At 56.1% G+C, this 19,405-nt stretch carries 14 protein-coding genes; 9 read left to right on the top strand and 5 right to left on the bottom strand.

Annotation, left to right across the window (positions count from 1 at the left end; all coding sequences use genetic code 11):
- Positions 1 to 3: 3 nt before the first annotated feature.
- The 3 genes from CRO08_RS12120 to CRO08_RS12110 all read left to right on the top strand — a co-directional run bounded on the left by CRO08_RS12120 (position 4) and on the right by CRO08_RS12110 (position 2,001).
- Complete coding sequence (locus tag CRO08_RS12120; RefSeq protein ID WP_097036412.1) at positions 4 to 885, top strand: NAD(+)/NADH kinase; 882 nt, start codon at positions 4 to 6, stop codon at positions 883 to 885.
- Positions 886 to 1,172: 287 nt separating this feature from the next.
- Positions 1,173 to 1,565: a hypothetical protein gene (locus CRO08_RS12115; protein ID WP_141398361.1), complete on the top strand. Its 393-nt coding sequence runs from the start codon at positions 1,173 to 1,175 to the stop codon at positions 1,563 to 1,565.
- Between the two features lie 10 nt (positions 1,566 to 1,575).
- On the top strand, positions 1,576 to 2,001 hold the full coding sequence (locus tag CRO08_RS12110) for a hypothetical protein (RefSeq protein ID WP_097036410.1): 426 nt from the start codon (positions 1,576 to 1,578) through the stop codon (positions 1,999 to 2,001).
- A 121-nt stretch (positions 2,002 to 2,122) separates the two neighbouring features.
- Here the strand turns inward: CRO08_RS12110 and CRO08_RS12105 are convergent, their stop codons facing one another.
- Both CRO08_RS12105 and CRO08_RS12100 read right to left on the bottom strand, forming a co-directional pair.
- Positions 2,123 to 4,657: a DNA gyrase/topoisomerase IV subunit A gene (locus CRO08_RS12105; RefSeq protein ID WP_097036409.1), complete on the bottom strand. Its 2,535-nt coding sequence runs from the start codon at positions 4,655 to 4,657 to the stop codon at positions 2,123 to 2,125.
- Between the two features lie 155 nt (positions 4,658 to 4,812).
- Positions 4,813 to 6,663 carry a DNA topoisomerase IV subunit B gene (locus CRO08_RS12100; RefSeq protein WP_072811200.1) on the bottom strand — a complete coding sequence of 617 codons (1,851 nt, stop codon included), beginning with the start codon at positions 6,661 to 6,663 and terminating at the stop codon, positions 4,813 to 4,815.
- A 262-nt stretch (positions 6,664 to 6,925) separates the two neighbouring features.
- Between CRO08_RS12100 and CRO08_RS12095 the strand changes: the two genes are divergently transcribed.
- Positions 6,926 to 7,672 (top strand): hydroxymethylpyrimidine/phosphomethylpyrimidine kinase, encoded by a 747-nt coding sequence (locus CRO08_RS12095; RefSeq protein ID WP_255252353.1) that lies wholly within the window; start codon positions 6,926 to 6,928, stop codon positions 7,670 to 7,672.
- Positions 7,673 to 7,750: 78 nt separating this feature from the next.
- On the opposite strand, the gene typA is transcribed toward CRO08_RS12095, so the two are convergent.
- Entirely contained in the window at positions 7,751 to 9,586 is a 1,836-nt protein-coding gene (typA, locus tag CRO08_RS12090) for a translational GTPase TypA (RefSeq protein ID WP_097036407.1), read from the bottom strand.
- 97 nt (positions 9,587 to 9,683) lie between these two features.
- Here typA and CRO08_RS12085 point away from each other — a divergent pair, with 97 nt between their 5' ends.
- Positions 9,684 to 10,136 carry a hypothetical protein gene (locus tag CRO08_RS12085; RefSeq protein ID WP_139258709.1) on the top strand — a complete coding sequence of 151 codons (453 nt, stop codon included), beginning with the start codon at positions 9,684 to 9,686 and terminating at the stop codon, positions 10,134 to 10,136.
- Between the two features lie 473 nt (positions 10,137 to 10,609).
- Here the strand turns inward: CRO08_RS12085 and CRO08_RS12080 are convergent, their stop codons facing one another.
- Together CRO08_RS12080 and CRO08_RS12075 are read right to left on the bottom strand one after the other, a co-directional pair.
- Complete coding sequence (locus tag CRO08_RS12080; RefSeq protein WP_097036406.1) at positions 10,610 to 11,851, bottom strand: hypothetical protein; 1,242 nt, start codon at positions 11,849 to 11,851, stop codon at positions 10,610 to 10,612.
- A 216-nt stretch (positions 11,852 to 12,067) separates the two neighbouring features.
- Positions 12,068 to 12,559 carry a peptide chain release factor-like protein gene (locus CRO08_RS12075; protein WP_097036405.1) on the bottom strand — a complete coding sequence of 164 codons (492 nt, stop codon included), beginning with the start codon at positions 12,557 to 12,559 and terminating at the stop codon, positions 12,068 to 12,070.
- Between CRO08_RS12075 and CRO08_RS12070 the strand changes: the two genes are divergently transcribed.
- From CRO08_RS12070 to CRO08_RS12055, 4 genes are read left to right on the top strand one after another with little or no spacing between them, the layout of a single operon-like run.
- The gene (locus CRO08_RS12070; protein WP_072811171.1) at positions 12,554 to 13,291 is read left to right on the top strand and encodes a hypothetical protein; all 738 of its coding nucleotides are present in this window, start codon (positions 12,554 to 12,556) and stop codon (positions 13,289 to 13,291) included. The two genes, CRO08_RS12075 and CRO08_RS12070, sit on opposite strands and share 6 nt — an antisense overlap.
- Complete coding sequence (locus CRO08_RS12065) at positions 13,292 to 14,131, top strand: hypothetical protein (RefSeq protein WP_141398360.1); 840 nt, start codon at positions 13,292 to 13,294, stop codon at positions 14,129 to 14,131. It abuts the gene before it with no gap.
- Positions 14,132 to 14,163: 32 nt separating this feature from the next.
- On the top strand, positions 14,164 to 18,246 hold the full coding sequence (locus CRO08_RS12060; RefSeq protein ID WP_255252352.1) for a C25 family cysteine peptidase: 4,083 nt from the start codon (positions 14,164 to 14,166) through the stop codon (positions 18,244 to 18,246).
- A gap of 3 nt (positions 18,247 to 18,249) precedes the next feature.
- A complete protein-coding gene (locus CRO08_RS12055) occupies positions 18,250 to 19,107 on the top strand; it encodes a hypothetical protein (protein WP_097036403.1) in 858 nt (285 codons plus the stop codon).
- Positions 19,108 to 19,405: the final 298 nt, after the last annotated feature.

Raw genomic sequence — 19,405 nt, 5'->3', positions numbered from 1 at the left:
AACATGAAGAAGTTTTCGAAAATCGGAATCGTCGGTTTCAAGGACAAGAGTGCCGACCTCGCGAACGCTCTCGACCAGATTGCGGCCTGGGCCGCGACGCACCCGAAAGTGGAATTCTTTGCGCTTGATTCCCTGAAGGGGCTTGCCAAGAAGCCGATTCACGTGATCAAGGAATCCGGGCTTTCGCGCATGGACCTGCTTCTTGCTATCGGCGGGGACGGCACCGTGCTTTCTGCCGCGCATATCGCGCTCGGGCACAATATTCCCATACTCGGAGTGAATGCGGGTCGCGTGGGGTTCCTTGCCGAAAGTCGTGTGGAAGGCCTTGCAAAGACGCTCGATGACTTGCTCGCGGGTGACTTTTCTACCCGCGAACGCATGATGATTGACGCAGTCGTTTATCGCGGTCGCAAGGTGGTCGCAAAACAGACGGTCTTGAACGAGGTCCATGTCCGCGCGCACATGCCCGACCGCATGGTGAACGTGAACGTGGCCTACAACGGGACGTGCCTTACCGAATACTGGGCTGATTCCTTGCTGGTTTCTACGCCGACGGGTTCTACCGCCTATAACCTCGCGGCGGGTGGCCCTATCATCCACCCGAGCACTCCTGCCGTCGTGCTCACGCCCGTCGCTCCTAGCAGTCTCTCCGTGCGCCCGCTCGTGCTTTCGCTTACCGACAAGAAGCTTGAAATCGTTTCTGCGGTGGAGCGCCCGCTCGACCTCGTGTTCGATGGCCGTACCGCCTACGAAATGAAGGTGGGCGAGAAGGTCGTGCTGAGCGAGTGCAAGGCCGTGACGACGTTCATCCGCATGCGCCATACCGGTTTTGTGGGCGCACTCCGCGAAAAGTTAGGCTGGACGGGAAAGCCCCGCCTCGCATAATCCTGAATATTCATAGAGAATGTTTGCTCCGAGGTGCACTCCGCACGCTCACACTCACACTTCGTTCCAGTGTTCACTTTGCGAAGTGCCCCTCTACGCAAAAAAACATGAAAATTGTCCTGGATTGGAAGGTTTATCGCGAGACGTGCTAGAAGATGGCGCTATGAAGCCCTTGTGACTGTTAGTCCCTACGGGCTTCATGAAAATCGGGATTAATATTAAACGGCAAAAAAAATACTATATTCAGTTATATGAAAACCCTGCGTGCGTTGCTATATGTCTTGTTGATGGCAGTCATGTGCCATGCCGGTGAGGTTGCCGACAAGCAGATGGATAAGGTCGAAAAATTCCTTAAGAAGTCCAAGTACAAGGAAGCCGCAACGGCTCTGTTGGACTATGGCTTGAACATGGCTGACGAACAAAAGGTAGTGGGAGTTACGCAGTACGCCGGGTATTTCGAGAAATTTGTCAAGCAGCATGGCAAGGTGCTGAACCATACGAAACTGCGTACGCGCCGCCTGTCCAAGGCCTATGACGAGACTGTTTACCAGATCAACTGTGAAAAATCTGCGTGGCTGATTGTGATAAAGGAATACGTATCGCCAAACGGAAAAAGCGAGTTCAGCGAATTGCGCGTGTTGACCGAGGAAGACGTATTCAAGTATTATGATAAAAAATAAAGGAGAAACAATGAAAATCAAGGCTATATTTTTTTCCCTGTTGCTCTGCTCTTTTGCATTTGCGGGCCCGCATTCCAGTGAATGCGTCAAGGCGATGGTCGATCACCTGAAAGCAGATAAGTACGACAAGGCCTTCGATGCCGTGCTCGACGATAGCCCCTTCCTCAAGGGCAACGTGAACGTTTCGAACCTCAAGATGCAATACGCAACGGTATTCCAGAATATCTCTGCGCAATACGGCAAGCCTGTGGGCTTCGAAATTCTCGGTACGAAGACGGTTGGAACGCTTGAACGCACCGGCTTCCTCATCCAGTGCGAAAAGAACGCTTGGGTTATCGAGGTCTTTGAATACAACAATCCCGTCTCGAAGAAGCAGTACATTGTCGATTTCAAGATTGTGGGCGAGGAAGATGCCTTCGCTCGTTACGGCCTGTAATAGCTGTTGCGAGGCCATGGGGCGGCACAGTCATTGACAAAAGCCCGCGGTTTGAACCGCGGGCTTTTGCTATTTGCGTCAGGGACGGCGCTGTTTAATGTCAGCGCTGTTTATCGCCGGCCTAGAACAGCGTCGGGTCTTCGGGCTCGCCGCTTGCGTCGTCGCTCGTGCCGTCGTCGAAAGTATCCGGCGGAGTGATGCGGCTCGTGCGCTTGACCTTCTTGGCGGTGAACTTGCTGCCGAGCGCCTTGTAGCTCTTGATGTCGGCGACTTCCGTGAGGTCGAGTTCTTCCTTCTGGACTTCGCGGCCCACCTGGTATTCCATGAGCTGGCGAGCGTCCTCGGTGGCGAAGAATTCAATCATCTGCGAATCCTTGTGGTCGCTGATGAGGCTGAATTCCGTCGTCATGGGGCAGCCTTCCAGGTTGAAGCGCTTCACCATGTAGTTGAAGTTCCCGCCCTCGAAGTAGAGCACGGTAAATACCTGCGCGGGGTCGAACTTGTGGACGTATTTCACGCCGGTTCCCACGAGAATCGGGTCGGCCATGTCGTGCACGCGGGCCGTACCGTTCTCCTTCACGATAAGGATCTTGTCCTTTTCGCCGAATTCGCCGATGCGGTCGCCCTTCTTCTGCGTGCTGATGAGGCCGCTGGGGGCATCGAAGTAGAGCACGCGCGCCCCGAGGGTGCTTACGCCCTTGCGGATGCGCTTCACGCTCTTGACCGGGTACTTGGTGACGATGTTGCCCATCGCGCCGCGGCCCTTCACCTCGATGGTGCTGAAATCCACCTCGAAGTTGAGCTTGGTGCGCGGGCGCGGCTTGAGCGTCACTTCCACGACTTCGGCTTCGCCGTTCATGTTGCTGGAGAGGTAAAGCAGGCGGCTACCGGGCTTGTTCTTGCCCATGAAGTAGTCCTTGTCGCGGGTCACGCCGCCCACGTTGAAGCGCTTGATGTAGGCCGTGCCTTCCTTGCCGTCCTGGTGGATGACGTTGTAGATATGGCGTTCGTCGTCCTTGTTGAACTTCTCGACGAGCACGATATTCTTGCCCACGAAGTCCTTGTCGGAGACCTTCACGACCTTGAAGCTGCCGTCGGCCTTGAACACGATGAGGTCGTCGTACTCGGAAACGTCGAAGAGGTATTCTTCCTTCTTCATGCCCGTGCCGAGGAAGCCTTCCTTGCGGTTCACGTAGAGTTTCTGGTTCGCGAGAGCCACGTGCACGGCGCTCACCTGGCCGAATTCCGCGATTTCTGTGCGGCGGTCGCGACCTTCGCCGTACTTCTTCAGAATGTTCTTGAAGTAGTTCACGGCGTAGTCGGTGAGGTGTTCCTTGTTGTAGTTCACTTCCTCGATCTTCTTGTCGAGTTCTTCGAGGAATTCGTCGGCTTTCTTGCGGTCGAAACGGCTGATGCGGCGGACCGGAATTTCGGCGAGCTTGAGGATTTCTTCGCGGGTCACTTCCCGGCGGAGTTTGCGCACGTAGGGCTTCAAGCCTTCGTCAATCAGCTGGACCATCTCGTCGTGGGTCTTTGCCTTCTTGATGACCTCGAAGACTTCCTTCTCGATGAAGATTTTCTCGAGGCTCGTCATGTGCCACTGGTCCTGCAGGTGCTTGAGCTCGTTGTCCAGCTCCCAGTCCAGCAGGTGCACCGTGTGGTCGGTGCTGAGCTTCAAAAGTTCGGTGGTGCTGCTGAATTTCGGCTTCTTGTCGATAATTACGCAGCTGTTGGCGGCCAAAGTCGTCTGGCAGTCGGTAAACGCGTAGAGTGCGTCGATGACGACCTGCGGGTCGGAACCTGCCTGCAGGTGGATCTGGATTTCCACGTTTTCGGTGGTGTGGTCCACAATCTGCTTGATCTTGATTTTGCCCTTGTCGTTGGCCGCCACGATGGAGTCGATGAGGCTATCGGTGGTGGTGCCGAAGGGAATTTCGCGGATGACCAGCGTCTTGTTGTCGAGTTTCTCGATTTTTGCACGGACCTTGAGGCGTCCGCCGCGCTGGCCGTCATTGTATTCGCTCACGTCGATGATGCCGCCCGTGTAGAAGTCCGGGTACAGCGTGAACTTGCGGCCGCGCAGGTAGTCGATACTCGCCTGGCACAGTTCCTTGAAGTTGTGGGGGAGGATGGTGGTGGAAAGGCCCACCGCGATGCCGTCTACGCCCTGGGCCAATAGAATCGGGAACTTCGCGGGGAGCGTCACCGGTTCCTTGGAACGCCCGTCGTAGTTCGGGATCCAGTCCGTCGTCTCGGGGTTGAACATCACGTCGAGCGCAAAGTCGCTGAGCTTGCCTTCGATGTAACGCGGGGCGGCCGCCTCGTCGCCCGTAAGCGGGTTACCCCAGTTACCCTGCGGCTCGATAAGCAGGTTCTTTTGGCCCATGTTCACGAGGGCCGTGTAGATGGAAGCGTCCCCGTGGGGGTGGTAGTGCATGGTATCGCCCACGATGCCCGCCACCTTGTGGAAACTCCCGTCGTTCATCTCGTACATGGTATGCAGAATGCGGCGCTGCACCGGCTTTAAGCCGTCCTCGAAGTAGGGCACGGCGCGGTCGAGAATCGTGTAGCTCGCGTAGTCCAGGAACCAGCCGTTGTAGAGCTTTTCCAGGTGGTTTACGTTCGAAAGTCCTAAAGTTTTCTGTTCTTCGTCCATAATAAATCTTAGCTTTTAGTCTTTAGTCAAATTTCTTTTGTCATTCTGAGCGAAGTGCGTAGCACGTAGTCGAAGAATCTAATCCTAATTATTCTTGTTTAGATCCTTCGACTTCGCAACGTTGTTGCTCCGCTCAGGATGACATCCTCGTCCAGTTACAATTCCTCTACCGCCTCGGTGCGCAGGTTTTCGACGATGTAGTCCTGGCGGGCCTGGGTGTTCTTGCCCATGTAGTATTCCAGCAGCTTGCCGAGCGAAGCGTCGCTTGGCATGGTGACGGTCTCCAGGTGCATGTTTTCGCCGATAAGCAGCTTGAAGTCCTCGGAATCCATTTCACCGAGACCTTTGAAGCGAGTGATTTCCAAATCCTTCTTGTTGATTTCCTTCGCGGCCTTGTCGCGTTCCTCTTCGTCGTAGCAGTAGAAGGTTTTCTTCTTGTCCTTGCGGTTGCGTACGCGGAAGAGCGGCGCCTGCAATATGTAGAGGTGTTTTTCCTGCACGAGTTCCGGGAAGTACTGCAAGAAGAACGTCATCACCAGGAGGCGGATGTGCATGCCGTCCACGTCAGCATCGGTCGCGATAATCACCTTGTCGTAGCGCAGGTCCTCGAGCCCGTTTTCGATGTTGAGGGCGGCCTGGAGCAGGTTCCATTCCTCGTTCTCGTACACGATCTTCTTGGAGAGTCCGTAGCTGTTCTTCGGCTTACCGCGCAGGCTGAATACCGCCTGGGTTTTCGGGTTCCTGGCCGTGGTGATGGTACCGGAAGCAGAATTACCCTCGGTAATGAAAATCATGGTCTCGCTCTTGAGCGGGTTTTTGGCATCGGTGAGGTGCACGCTGCAGTCGCGGAGCTTCTTGTTGTTGAGGTTAGCCTTCTTGGCGCGCTCGTTGGCGAGCTTCTTGACACCGGCCAGTTCCTTGCGCAGCTTTTCGTTCTGGTTGATGCGTTCCAGGAGCTTCTTGGCCGTATCCTCGTTCTTGTGGAGGTAATTGTCCAGCTCGCGGGCCACAAAGTCCACAATCCAGGTACGGAGCGCGGGGCCGTTCGGGGCCGTGGTGGTAGAACCCAGCTTGGTCTTGGTCTGGGATTCGAAAACCGGTTCCTGGATGCGCACGGAAACGGCTCCCACGATGCAGTTGCGCACGTCGGAAGCGTCGTATTCCTTCTTGAAGTGGTCGCGCACGCCCTTCACGAGACCCTCGCGGAATGCCGCCTGATGGGTACCGCCCTGGGTGGTGTGCTGGCCGTTCACAAAGCTGAAGTAGTGTTCGCCTTCCTGGTTCGAGTGGGTGATGGCGAACTCGATGTCCTTGCCCTTGCAGTGGATGACCGGGTAGCGGATGGTGTCGTCGGTGCGGCTGTGGAGCAGGTCCAAGAGTCCGTTCGGGCTGTTGTAATCCTTGCCGTTCATCACCAGCGTGAGCCCGTTGTTCAGGTAGGCGTAGTTCCAGATTTTCTCTTCCATGTAGGCGGGGAGGAACCGGAAGTTCTTGAACAGGTCGTTATCGGGCTCGAAGTAGATTTCGGTGCCGTTTTTCTCGGTGGTGGAGGTAATCTTGAAGTCCTTCACCAAGATGCCCTTGCTGAACTCGGCGCGCTTGACCTTGCCGTCGCGGAAACTTTGTACGATAAATTTTGTAGAGAGCGCGTTCACCGCCTTGGTACCCACGCCGTTCATGCCTACCGACTTCTGGAAGGCTTCGGAATCGTACTTGCCGCCCGTATTCATCTTCGACACGCAGTCGATGACCTTCTCGAGCGGGATGCCGCGGCCGTAGTCGCGCACGCGGCAACTGTGGTCTTCCATGTCGATTTCAATCTTCTTGCCCGCGCCCATGGCGAACTCGTCGATGGAGTTGTCGATAACTTCCTTCGCGAGCACGTAGATGCCGTCGTCGGGGCTCTGTCCGTCGCCCAGCTTGCCGATATACATACCGGGGCGGAGCCTAATGTGTTCGTACCAATCTAGAGTCTTGATGCTGTCCTTGTCGTACTTTACAGCCATTATCTACCTGTCTGCTTACCTTTGCAAAACTAAAAAAGTGCCTTTTTTCGCCAATTTTAAGAAATTTCGCGAGAATTCTGGCGGTAATTGCCCGGACTCGCGGCTCCGGTCCGCCCTTTGCCCCCAATATAGCAAAATTTTTTGTCAAAGAGTGACAATTTGTGCAGTAATGAGGGGAGTTTGGGGAGAGGGGCGTATAAGCGAGGTTGTTTTTCTAAAAAAAGAATTAGCATAAGATACTTAATTTTTTTATTTTGTTAGTATGTCGTGTAAAAAAATGACATATGCGCTTACAGTGGCCGGCTTCGACGGAAGTGCGGGTGCAGGCCTGCTTGCCGACATCAAGACGATGGCGCATTTCGGCGTGTACGGCCAGGCGGTATGTACGGCGCTCACGCAGCAGAACGAAGATGAGTTTGTTGCCCCGGGCTGGGTCATTTGGGACCGCATCGAGGCGCAGCTTGAAACGCTTTTCCGCAAGCATACTTTCAAGTACGTGAAGATAGGCCTTGTGGAGAAGGCGCGTACCCTGAAGCGCATTGTGGAATTCGTGCGCGAGAAAAGCCCGGACGCGTTTATAATTTGGGACCCGATTGCCTCGGCGAGTGCGGGTTTCCACTTCATGCGCGAAACTGACAAGTTTATTCCTGTAATGAAGTCGATTGACCTTGTGACCCCGAACCAGGACGAGTTTGCGTACTTGGGTTTGGGACTTGCGGAATCCCGCGGCGAAATCCACATGGGGCAGGACTTTGCGGTGCTCCTGAAGGGCGGGCACGCGCGTGGCAAGGAATCCGTTGACACTTTGTGGTACAAGGATGAACTGTGTAAGTTCAGGAGCCCGCGGCTCCCCGGCAAGGGCAAGCACGGCACGGGCTGCGTGCTCAGTTCTGCAATCCTTGCGAACGTAGCGCTCGGGCACGACTTGCCGGAAGCCTGCCAGATAGCAAAGAACTACATGGACGAATTTCTCCAGAGCGGGGAAGGCCGCCTCGGGTTCTTGGTGTAGGACTTGCAGTTACAAGAAAAGCCCCGCAGTGCGGGGCTTTTGAATGGAAGATCCCCGCCTGCGCGGGGATGACATCAATTAATCATCATCCTCAGCGGGCTTCTTGGACATCTGCTTGCGCTTGATCGGGTCGAGCTCGGTCTTGCGAAGGCGGAGGATTTCCGGCGTGACTTCGATGCATTCGTCTTCGTTGATGAAGGTGACGCATTCTTCCAGGGTCATGCGGCGGTACGGGGTCAGCTGGATCATGTCGTCAGCGGACTTGGAGCGCATGTTGGTGAGGTGCTTGCCCTTCGTGACGTTCACGATGATATCGACGTCGCGGTTGTGTTCGCCCACGATCATGCCCGGATAAACTTCCGCACCCGGTCCGATGATGAGGTAGCCGCGGTCTTCCAGGTTCGAAAGCGCGTAGCTGGCGGCTTCGCCCGGTTCCTTCGCGATAAGCACGCCGTTGATGCGTGTCGGGATTTCGCCCTTGTACGGCTGGTATTCCTTGAAGAAGGACTGCGTGACGGCGTAACCCTTGGAGAGCGAGAGAAGGCGCGGACGGATACCGATGAGGCCACGGCTCGGCACGATGAACTCGAGCGTCACGCGGTCGTTGTCGTCGGTAACCATGTTCACCATTTCGCCCTTGCGCTGCTGGATTTCCTGGATGCAGGCGCCGCTGAACTCGTTCGGGACTTCGACCTTGAAGTCTTCGACCGGTTCGAGGAGCTTGCCGTTCTCGTCGTTGTGGAAAATCACCTGCGGAGAGCCGATGGTGAATTCGTAGAGCTCGCGGCGCATGTTCTCGACGAGAATCGTGAGGTGCAGAATGCCACGGCCCGATACCTTGAACGTGGAGGCACCGTCGACCTTCTCGACGAGGAGGGCGGGGTCTGCCATGTGGGCGCGTTCCAGACGTTCCTGGAGCTGGTTACCCGTCATGAACTTGCCACCGTACTTGCCGGCGAGGGGCGAGGTGTTTACGGTGAAAACCATGGAGATGGTCGGCGGGTCGATGTGGATGCGCGGCAGGTGCTTCGGGTTGTTCGCGGCGCTGATGGTATCGCCGATATCGAACGTGTCAAGGCCTGCGATAAGAACGATTTCGCCCGGACCGGCTTCGTCGACCGGCTTCGGGGTGAGGCCTTCGTAGCGCAGAATCTTCTGCGGGCGGATGGTCTTCGTGGTGCCGTCGGTAAAGGACTGCGCGTAGGTCTGGTTCGGCTTGAGCACGCCCTGCTGCACGCGGCCCACGGCCAAGCGGCCAAGGAAGGTCGAGTATTCGAGCGATGCAATCTGCAGGAGCGGTTCGGCGGAGGGGTCGCCCTTCGGGGCCGGAATGCGCTCGATAATCTTGTCCATGAGGATGCTGAAGTCGCCGTCCGGGTCTTCCATCTCGGCCTTGCAGATGCCCTTGCGGCCGGAGCCGAACACCTTGTCGAAGTCGAGCTGTTCTTCGTTGGCGTCGAGCTCGCAGAAGAGGTCGAACACCTTGTCGAGGGCGCCGTGCGGGTTGCAGCCGTCGCGGTCAATCTTGTTCACCACCACGATGGGGATGAGCCCGAGTTCGAGAGCCTTCTGCGTCACGAAGCGGGTCTGGGCCATCGGGCCTTCAAATGCGTCCACCACCAGAAGAACGCCGTCCACCGTACCGAGAACGCGCTCCACCTGGCCACCGAAGTCGGCGTGCCCCGGGGTATCGACGATGTTCACGCGGTAGCCCTTGTACATGACGCTCGTGTTCTTGCTGAGGATGGTGATGCCGCGTTCGCGTTCCAGGTTGTCGGAGTCCATCACGCGTTCGTTGACTTCTTCGCCTTCGTGGAAGGTTCCGCACTGCTTGAGGAGCTGGTCCACCAGAGTGGTCTTGCCGTGGTCAACGTGGGCGATGATGGCAACGTTTCTGATTTTTGATTGATCCATAAAATCTGCCTGTGTTTGTAATTTTTGCGCGCAAATTTAGAAATTATGGCTCGAAATGGCAACGTTTGGCATGCAGGTTTACTATATTTGGGCTACTATGGCAAAAGAACAAGACGAATTTGAAAATGATGACGAGATGAGCGAGGAAGCGAAGGAGTTCTTCCCCGAGGAAGAAGGCCTTGCCCCCGTTGTCCGCGACTACAGTGAACGCCGCATCTTGATTTGGGAAGAAGACGATGCCCGCCGCAACGCGTGCCTGGAAGTGCTTTCCGACGTGCTTGTCGGGGCTTTCTTCAAGGCGGTGAAGACCGAGGCCGAGGCCATGGAGCAGATCGAGAACGACGACTGGGATACGTTTGTTGTGGATTTCTATACCGAAGGGGTTTCTTCGAGCGACTTTATCAAGTGCGCGAACAACTACCCGGGTTCGATTCTCGTGGCCATCAACATGGCGCCGCTCACGCTCCCCGACGAGCGCGACCCGGCCAAGACCGAACTCCTGCGCCGCCTGTTCGATATGGAAAAGCCGACAGTCCAACTGCACGGCTAAGCCTTAAATTTTAGGGAATAAAAAAACAGGTCGGAACGCCGACCTGTTTTTCGTTTATAGCGGGTTATAGCACCGCAGGTGCCCATGCACTAACACGCTGGCTTGCTGTTTAATATGTGCTTGGCGTGTTTGTGCGTGTCGGGAGGGTTTTAGGGAGGGACGCCCGTGGCGCCCCGCCCTAGTCTCATTCGCCGGCCTGCTTTTCGTTTATAGCTGGCAATAAACTGCGCGGAGTCGCACCGCAGGTGCCCATGCACTAACACGCTGGCTTGCTGTTTAATATGTGCTTGGCGTGTTTGTGCGTGTCGGGAGGGTCTTAGGGAGGGGCCGCCCATAGCGCCCCTCCCTAGTCTTATCGCACCGCAGGTGCCCATGCACTAACACGCTGGTTTGCTGTTTAATATGTGCTTGGCGTGTTTGTGCGTGTCGGGAGGGTCTTAGGGAGGGGCCGCCCATAGCGCCCCTCCCTAGTCTCATAAACTGCCCGGAGTAGGAGAGCCCAGACTCCAGTTCTCGGGATTCTCGCGGTCATCCCACGCGCCGATGTTCAGCTGCGAACTGCGGGCAACCGTTGCCGACGAACTGTTCAGGGGCACTGCGGTGAGGTGCAGGCTGTCCACCTTCCCGTAATACACGGAATCGAGCACGTCGCCATCACAATGGAACACGATGGACGATGCCGTCGAAGAATTCGACTTGTTAAACTGCGGCATCTTCTCCACCAGCCGGAACTCCTCGGGCACCACCTCGCTGGAATCGCTCCCGATAGCAAGCGCCCTCCGGGGAGGCAGTTCCACCGGGCGGATTGCGGCAGATTCCTTGAGGGCGGATGTCTTCCCGATAAAACAGTCCCCGATGAGCAGTGTATCGTTGCTCCCGTTGTAGACCTCCACGAAGTCGAAGGCGATAGAATCGTTTTTTGAATTTACGAGGAATTCGCTGATCACGAGATCGCCTTCCTTCGCCTTCCTGCGGGTGGCGGGGAGCGTGAGCGGAATCTGCAGTTCCACGTCGTCCGCTACCTGCAGGGCGATTTTCGTCTTGGCCCGGAGGGAATTTATCGAGAGTTCCGGTACCGGAGTGTTCTCGTCTATACGGAGCGTGTCCAGCATGCTGTAGATTTCCACGCCGGAAGAATCCCGCAGGGAGAGCGTAACCGCATAGTCGAGCCCGAGCGCCAGCATCTCGCTCTTGAAGGTGGCGTTCAGGCCCGAGGTTTCCATCGGGTAGGAGAACGTGGCCTGCGATGAGGCGAGCGTGAGTGTGCCCGAGGCGATACCCGCCGGATTGCCGAACCCGAGGGGGATTTCCACGTACACGAAGCCGACGAGGGCGTGCATCGGGATAGATACATCCACGGTGCTGCCGGCCTCGAGCTTCATCTCGATTTCTCCCTTCTGCATCAGCGCCCCGTTCGCGTAGAGCATCGCCCTGAACTTCCAGTGGTCATGCGGGAAAAGGTCCAGGTCAAAGCGAGCGTCCTTCGCGCCTGCCGTGAGGTGGAGCGAATCCGCGCCAACGCATTCCACGACGATGCTGTCCATAAGCGGCACTTCGACGTGGGTGACGCGGAGCGCCACGCTTGCGGTTTTCCCTTCGAGCGAACCTGTCGGTGCACCTTCGGGCGATTCGGAACCGCAGTTCCAGAACGGGACTGCGCACAGGGCCATGGCGAGCGTGCACACGGCCTTCTTGATCATTTTGGTAGGACTCATAAAACCTCCTGTGTTGGGTGGTCCTACCCTTAAAACGGTTTAAAACGGAAAATGAGCCAAATCGTCGAAAAATTTTTTTGGAGCAATAAAAAACGCCCCTTTACGGGCGTCTAATCAGCAGTTGATCGATATGATTAATCGCCGGCGCAGTTTAAAACCAACGAACTCAGTTTAAAACCGACAAACTCAGTTTAAAACCGGCGAATTAATACTGGCCTACAGTTTCAGTTTCGCCTTCCCGCCGGCAACGCGCTGGTTCTGCAGCTTTTCTGCGCAGGCCTTGTCTTGCCTGAGTATCTTCACGAGGGCGCTCGGGCTTATGCCGAACGCCTGTGCCGCAGCCTTCGTGTCTCCGTTCTTGGTCGCCATGATGTCGAACACGTGTGCCACGAACAGCGGGAACAGAGCGTTGCTCGTCTGAATGTGCCCGTTGCTCCCGGGGAAGGGGATTTCTGCCGCGGGTGGCGTTTCACGCACGTTCAGGGCGATAGCCATCTGCATGCGGTGCAGCGCGTGGGTCTTATTTTCCTTCGCGCTCCTCGCTTCGCAGGATTTGATTTCTAAATTGTACTGCGGAAGGTTCAGCTGGACTCCGGTATTGGTCTTGTTGCGGTGTTGCCCGCCCGGGCCAGACCCCTGGAAACCCTTCTGGGTGCAGGCGGCGAGCAGCTGGTCCAATGTCATTCTGAGGTAGGTATCGCGATGCATGACCTGAAAAATAAAATAGTTGTGGCGCTTGTGGCTCTGCTTGCGCTTGGTTTTGTCGCCTGTGCGGGCACGTCCGAAAATTCCGGAGCCAAGGATGCGGCCTCGGGCTCGAACGAGGTTTCTGCCCAGGTGAAGGATGCCCTGTACGAGGGCCAGCAGCAGGATAAGCAGGCCCTGCTCGAAATCATGTTCAACAACTTTATCGCAGCCGTGCGCGAGGGTGCCCCCGCAGATACCCTTTACGCCTTCCTGACCGATACTTCGGAATACTGGCTCGATACGCTCGAGAACCATGCTCGTACCTACAATGCAGAGGCGATTGACACGTGCCAGTTCTACGAGGCCTATTCCATTATCCTCTACCGCCTTTACGAGCGTGAGCACCTGTGGGCCACCGACGAGGACCGCATGCTGTTCATGATGCTCAGCAAGAGCGGGATGTTCGACAGGCTCACCAACTTGCCGCTTGGCCCCATGAAGGTGAAAAACGATCGCGGGAGCATCGGGCTTGCCAAGAGCCCCGAGGTGCCCATCATGATTTTCGAATGGGACGACAAGGAATGGAAACTCAACCTGCCCGAAACGATTCCGCTTATCACGAAGGGCATAGAATCCATCGCGGTCAAGAAGAACTGGACGGCAAGGAAACTCGCGCTCTATTGGATAGAGAAGGAATACCGCATGACGTATTCCCGCCTTGACGAGAGCTTGCTTGAGCCTATCGGATTCTAGATGCGTATCGTTTTTCTTTTATTGCTGGCCGCCATTTGCGTACACGCCGCTCCGACAAAACTGGTGGGCGCGGTCGATTCGAAGGCGGAATTCAGCGGGAACCGCCTCTTTGCGGTTCTCGATTCCGTCGGTGGCCCCGGAACCTGGATGGAATGGGATGTGAACGGTATCCGCGACCCCTCCGTGATGGGCGTGCTGGACCCTCTGCTCAAGTCAAGCAACAAGTCGAAGATGGTGTGGGTGCTTTCGGAACGCAAGTTGCCGCTCCTGTGCGCGCTGCTCCCGAAGGGGGCGGGCGAGGTGCTGGTGTTCTACGAGCTTAAAGCCCTTGATGCCAAGCCCGTGCCGCTCGAGATGAACCGCGTGCTGAACCCCGAAGTGGTGTTCCGCGACTACCGGCAGGTGAGCGCATCCGAGTTCGTGCATCTGGACAGGCCGAACTTGAAGGTCTCGGCGAACGACAAGTACATCCGCTTCAGCTATTCCAAGCCCGATGCGACCCCGCTCCGCTTTGACAGCGATTTCGAGAAGAAGACGACCGTCGAGAAGAAAAACGAGATAAACAACTACCGTGCGTTTTTCGAGTACGAGTACGCCCTGATGCTCCGTGCCTTCGTGCAGTCCACCCGTGCGCTGTTCAACTGGCAGGCGTGGCACTGGTACATGCCCGCGTTCAACGCGAAGGCCATGATTTCGGATGCCGAACTTACGGCGATTTTCAAGAAGGGCGTGCCCCCGCAGTCCTATACCATATTCCGGACGAAGGCGGTGGGCGGCCAGTGGGTAGAATTCAAGACCAACGGCAACGGATTTTACGAAATGGTCATCACGAACCCGTAATCTTTCATGTGCCTATTTTGTATTTTTAGAAAGTGAAGTTTAAGTCGTCCATAATAGCGGTTTTGCTCCTGGCTGTAGCCTCTTTCGCCATGAATGTGGTGGAGGATTCCCGCTCGCGCTTTGTTGCCGACGACGAAGTGCTCGATGCCTCGGTTTACGGGTGTATCGACGAGCTGGGCGAGGCGGTTCCAGGTAGCCGTTTTGCTCCCGAGAATTCGACGTTCGCCGATTCGAGTGATGTTCCTTACCGCACGTACCGCGTGGCTATCCCCGCGGGTGCAAGGCCCCGGGTGTCCGTTTCCGTCAAGAAGACCATCCCGCTGGGGGCATCTTATTGCGAGGGCGCAACCCTCAAGTTTTCGCCGGTAAGGGCATCTGCCCCGTTCTTGAAGGACGGCCTCTGGATGGTGGATGTGCGCGTGCCCCTGTACGAGCGCTCCGGCAATTCGGTAAGGCTGCGCAAGAATTTCCGCCTGGAGGTGGATTTCTCCATGGTTGGTTCGGGCACGAACCCCGGCAAGCGCGCTCTCGCGCGGGTTGTAAACACGCAGGGGGCTGCACGTTTTGGCGTGTCGCAGAATGTGTTCCGCAAGTCGCTCCGGCGTACTGCATCGGTCGGTTCTTCCGACGTGCATTTCCTTGCGCGCTTCCTTGTGGGCGACAAGGATGTGGCAACCCACAGCGAAGACGGCCTCTATGCGGTGGATTACAGGACAATCCACAACGCCCTCCCGTACACGATGCAGGATAGCCTGAATGGCATTCCTGTCGAAAAGCTCAGGCTGTATGGCGCCTCTCCCGATACCCTGCCGGCGGTAGTTCCTGGTTCGCGCGATGTCGCTCCCGCGCATCTCTTTGAAATTCCCATAGAAATCCGTGACCACTCCAAGCGCGGTTCGGGGCCTGCCAACGGAACGTTCGATGATGGCGATACAATCGTATTTGTCGGTTATGGCACGTCGATATGGAAACTTGAAGATAGCGTCTACTACCATTCCGTTTCGCCGTATTCGTTCTACCAGTATTTCCAGCTGGGGTGGAATGGCTCGGGCGATGCGCAGCGCCTCTCGAAGACTCTTCCCGCGTACAAGGGCTCTGCGAAGGATGTTCCGCTGATGCGCTACCTGCGAGCCGAGAAGGATGTGCGGCTTCGCGACACGTATTACGGCAAGGGAATCGAGTGGGATGAATCTTCGGGCAAGGAATGGTTCTGGCACTGGAACTGCCGCCTCGATACTGCAGTCAAGTCCGATATCGGGATGGCGCATGTTTCTAGCCTTCCGGGCCGCATTGAGGGCGGCAAGACTCTTTTGCAGGTCTCGTATTTCCCGCACCGCTCCACCTGGGATTCGTTCGTGGAGCGCGAAAAGGACCAGATTCCGAGCGTGATGCTTTCGACATCCAGCATGCTGGAACGCATGAAGGAAATCCGCTACAATTTCTCCGTCAACGGGAAAACCTATTCCGATGCGGATATGAAGCTTGTCGCCTACGGGACCATGCAGGTGGCGGGTGTCCCGCTCGAGGATTCTGGCAACAGGTTCCAGCTGACGATGCTCCCGAACTCGAGGCAGTACGACCGCTTTGACGGCTATACGATTGCCTACCAGTGGAACCCGGTGGTGGACAGTGCTGAATGGTACCTGCCGGGCCGTGTCTCGGGCTTGATTCGCCTTCCGGTTCCAAGTGGAGTGAGCCTGCTCAAGTTCCGCAACATGCAACCCGTGGGAGTGCTTGCGAGCGAGGGCGGCTATGCGGTCGATAGCGTGAGTGCCTCCGAAGACGTGAGGTACCTTGCCTACAGGAACGGCTCGTACAGGACTGCTGTTCGCGTGGAGGGCCTGACCGAAGAATCGAATGACCTTCTTTTCGATGTCGCGAAAATCAACTCGAAGACGGAATACCTCATAATTTCTGCACCTGAGTTTATCGAAGGCGCTGTTGCCCTGGGCCGATTCCGTTCGGAAGGGAAGGCAATAGCCTCGTATGCGACGACTGTAGTGAATGCCGAGGATATTTACCGCCACTATACGGGCGGTTCTGCATCGCCGGTAGCCCTAAGGAACTACATCTCCTACGCGCATTCCGTGTGCCCCGATCTCCGGTTCGTACTGCTTGTCGGTACGGGACATTTCGACTATCGCGGAATCAAGGAAAAGTTGGGCAAGAACTACATGCCTCCCTTCGAGATGGAAGACAACGTGACGGAGGATTTCTTTGCCGTGCTCGATTCGGGCGAGATGGTGCGTACCGGTTTCTACGACCTGGACTTGGCTGTCGGGCGACTCCCGATAAGTACACCCGTCGAGTTTTCCGCCTATCTCGAGAAGGCGAAGGATTACGATATGGTGGGCCGGTTCGACCATTCCGAATGGCGCAATACATTGCTGCTGACGGCGGACGACGCGAAGAACGGTACGGGGGTCGACAGGACCGGGCACACCACGTTGCAGGAAGGGCTTTCCCGTTCCATCGATTCGCTTGCGAAAGATCTCAACTACCGCTGGAGCCAGAAGAAGGTTTACCTGCTCGACTACAAGGAAGATGCCGCGGGCCAGAAGAAGGCCGCCACCGAAGATTTGCTGAACGTGCTGAACCAGGGCGCCCTGATGACGACGTATTTCGGGCACGGTTCCAAGACGGACTGGGCGGCAGAAGGCCTGCTCAAGCCCAGCTACCTCTCCAGAATTTCGAATACGGGCCGCTACACCATTCTCAATTCGTTCTCCTGCATCGTGGGCCGCTTTGACGAGGGTATCAAGCGCTCGCTTTCCGAGGAATTCGTTGTTGCGAAATCGGCGGGCTCCATTGCCTCGGTGGGCGCTGCTCGTGAGACGTTTGCGACAAACAACGAAAAGTTCGGCAGGAACTTCGTGTTCAACCTGCTCCGTAACGACGGCATCACGATAGGTGAGGCCTTTATGCGGGCTAAAAATACGAATGCGGAACAGCTGACCTCGCTGAACAATGCAAGCCAGTACAGACAACGTTATAATAACGAGCACTACGTGCTTATTGGCGAACCCGTGATAAAAATACTGAGCAACGGGTTCAAGGTGACGCTCGACCAGAAAATCGATACGCTCAAGGCGCTTGACAAGGTAAAGCTTTCCGGTTCCGTTTCGGGAATGGATAATGGCGTGATAGAACTTTCCATGCGAGAAAGCCGCCGGAACAAGAACCTGTTCCTGGGAGACCCCGAGCATCCGGCGGATTCTCTCGAGGTGGTGTACGACGGCACGCTGGTGTATTCCGAGAAGGTGCCGGTAACGGGAGGCCGCTACGAGACGGAATTCATAACTCCGCGCAAGATTTCGTTTGGCGATACGGCGGTGGAACTCACTGCATGGGCGTATTCCAGCGACGAACGCGCTATCGGGCGTTACAGGGCGGGCGGCATTACCATCTCCGGATTCTCTGCGTATGCGGATTCCATACAGGATACCGTCCCTCCGACAATTTCTATCCAGAACTGCTTTGCTAAGGGCTCGGAAAACTCGTATGCCGACGGGCAGACGGTGCGCCTGCAGTCTCCCGCATGTTTGCAGGTGATTATCGAAGATTCGACAGCGCTTGATTTCCGCGAATATGCAGATGAGGGTATATCGCTCGAGGTCGAGGGAATCGAATATCCCTACCATCCGTACCCGTATCTGGAACAGTCCTCGAAGCGGGCGGTAGTTCACAAGTCGTTTACTGCGGAATCGTACCCGGAGGGGAAATACACCTTCAGGGTCCGTGCCCTCGACGTGCTGGGCAATACCGCCGTGAAGACGCTGAACCTGGAAATTACAGAAGATCTCAAGTCCGGCCTTGCCGACGTGTTCAACGTTCCGAATCCGGTGGGCAAGAAGGGAACCACGTTCTACTTCAAGAATCTTGCGGTGGGGCGTGAATCTACGGTAAATATCTTTATCTACAACCAGCATGGCCGTTTGGTGAAGGTCATCAAGGATGCCGTTTCGGGCGTGACGCACTGGGACGGCCGCGATAATCACGGAAGGCTTCTCGCCAACGGACTTTATCATTATGTTGTGCGTAACGAGGTCTCGGCGACAGCAGATTTGAAGTCCAAGACGTGGACCAAGAAACAGAAACTATTAATATCGAGGTAATTGATGGATTTGCGTGAAAAACCGGGCAAGGTACAGAACTTTTTGGAACTGATGCTCCGCGTCCGCCTTATTGCGGTAGTGGTCATGGTCATTGTGACGGTAACTGTACTTGCAAAGTCGTGGGATTTCCTTGTCGGACTCCCGATAGCCGCTTCCGAGGGGCTTGGCATGTGGCTTGCCGGTATTGACAATGTCCAAGGTTTTTGGGCGTCTTCGCAGTACCTTGCGGTTGCAGCGCTTGCGGGCCTGGTCATGTTCTTTGTATTCGGTGGCGTGCGTGCCGGCATCGCTTCTGTCGTTTCTGTTGCACTCCTGGGCGGTGCGCTCATGGTGATGGGCGGTAGCGAGGATCTTGCCCTCCCGATGTATGGAATTCTTGCTCTGGTATCGCTCCTGTTGCTTCTGTTTGCGAAGTTGTCCGTGGCCTGCGTGCTGTTTCCGTTTGCGCTCGCATGGCTTTTCCTGTGTGCGATACTGACCGCCATCCCGTGGCCTGCGGAAGAGCCCATGAACCTGGTATGGGGCGTGCAGTCGGCATTTGGTTTTGCAAGTGCGATGGCGTTTGCCGTTGTAGCGGGTAAGCATCTCGGGGCGGGCGCTCCGCAGAACGGTGCCATCGTGAAGGCTGCAAAGCAGCTGTTTGTGCCCGTGATTGTGGGGGCATTGCTTCTTGAGGCGGCGATAACTGTCGATATGCTCGGGAAGGCGAACGTCATTTACGGCATTCTCAGGTACCTGCTGTTTGTAGTGTGGTTCTTCGTGTTCCTCGTTCCGGTGTCGTCCTTTGCACCGTGGGAACGCCTGCGTGCGGGTAGCCGCCGCGTCGAGATGAAGGACAAGAAGAAGTCTTCCAAAAAATAAAGCGCGCTAACGAAGCGCGCCTGCGTAATGTCATATCTGCATAATGTCATGCCCGCGTAATGTCATGCCCGCGTAGGCGGGCATCTTTTATGCAATATGGCGCTACTTCGTAGCGCACATCGCTAGGCTCGGTCCTATATTTAAAAAGGACGAAAATCACTCCTTCATTAGTCTATTTTTAGAAATGGGTAGGAGATGGGCAACCCGCCGGCTCGGTAGCGCTAGACGCAGTGCATGACATTGGGACCCATCTCCCTCAACCCAGGACCCCGAACAAGTATGCTGGCAAAACGCAGAT

The organism is Fibrobacter sp. UWT3, from assembly GCF_900230125.1.
Lineage (GTDB): Bacteria > Fibrobacterota > Fibrobacteria > Fibrobacterales > Fibrobacteraceae > Fibrobacter.
This window is presented reverse-complemented; position numbering and strand designations above follow the sequence as displayed.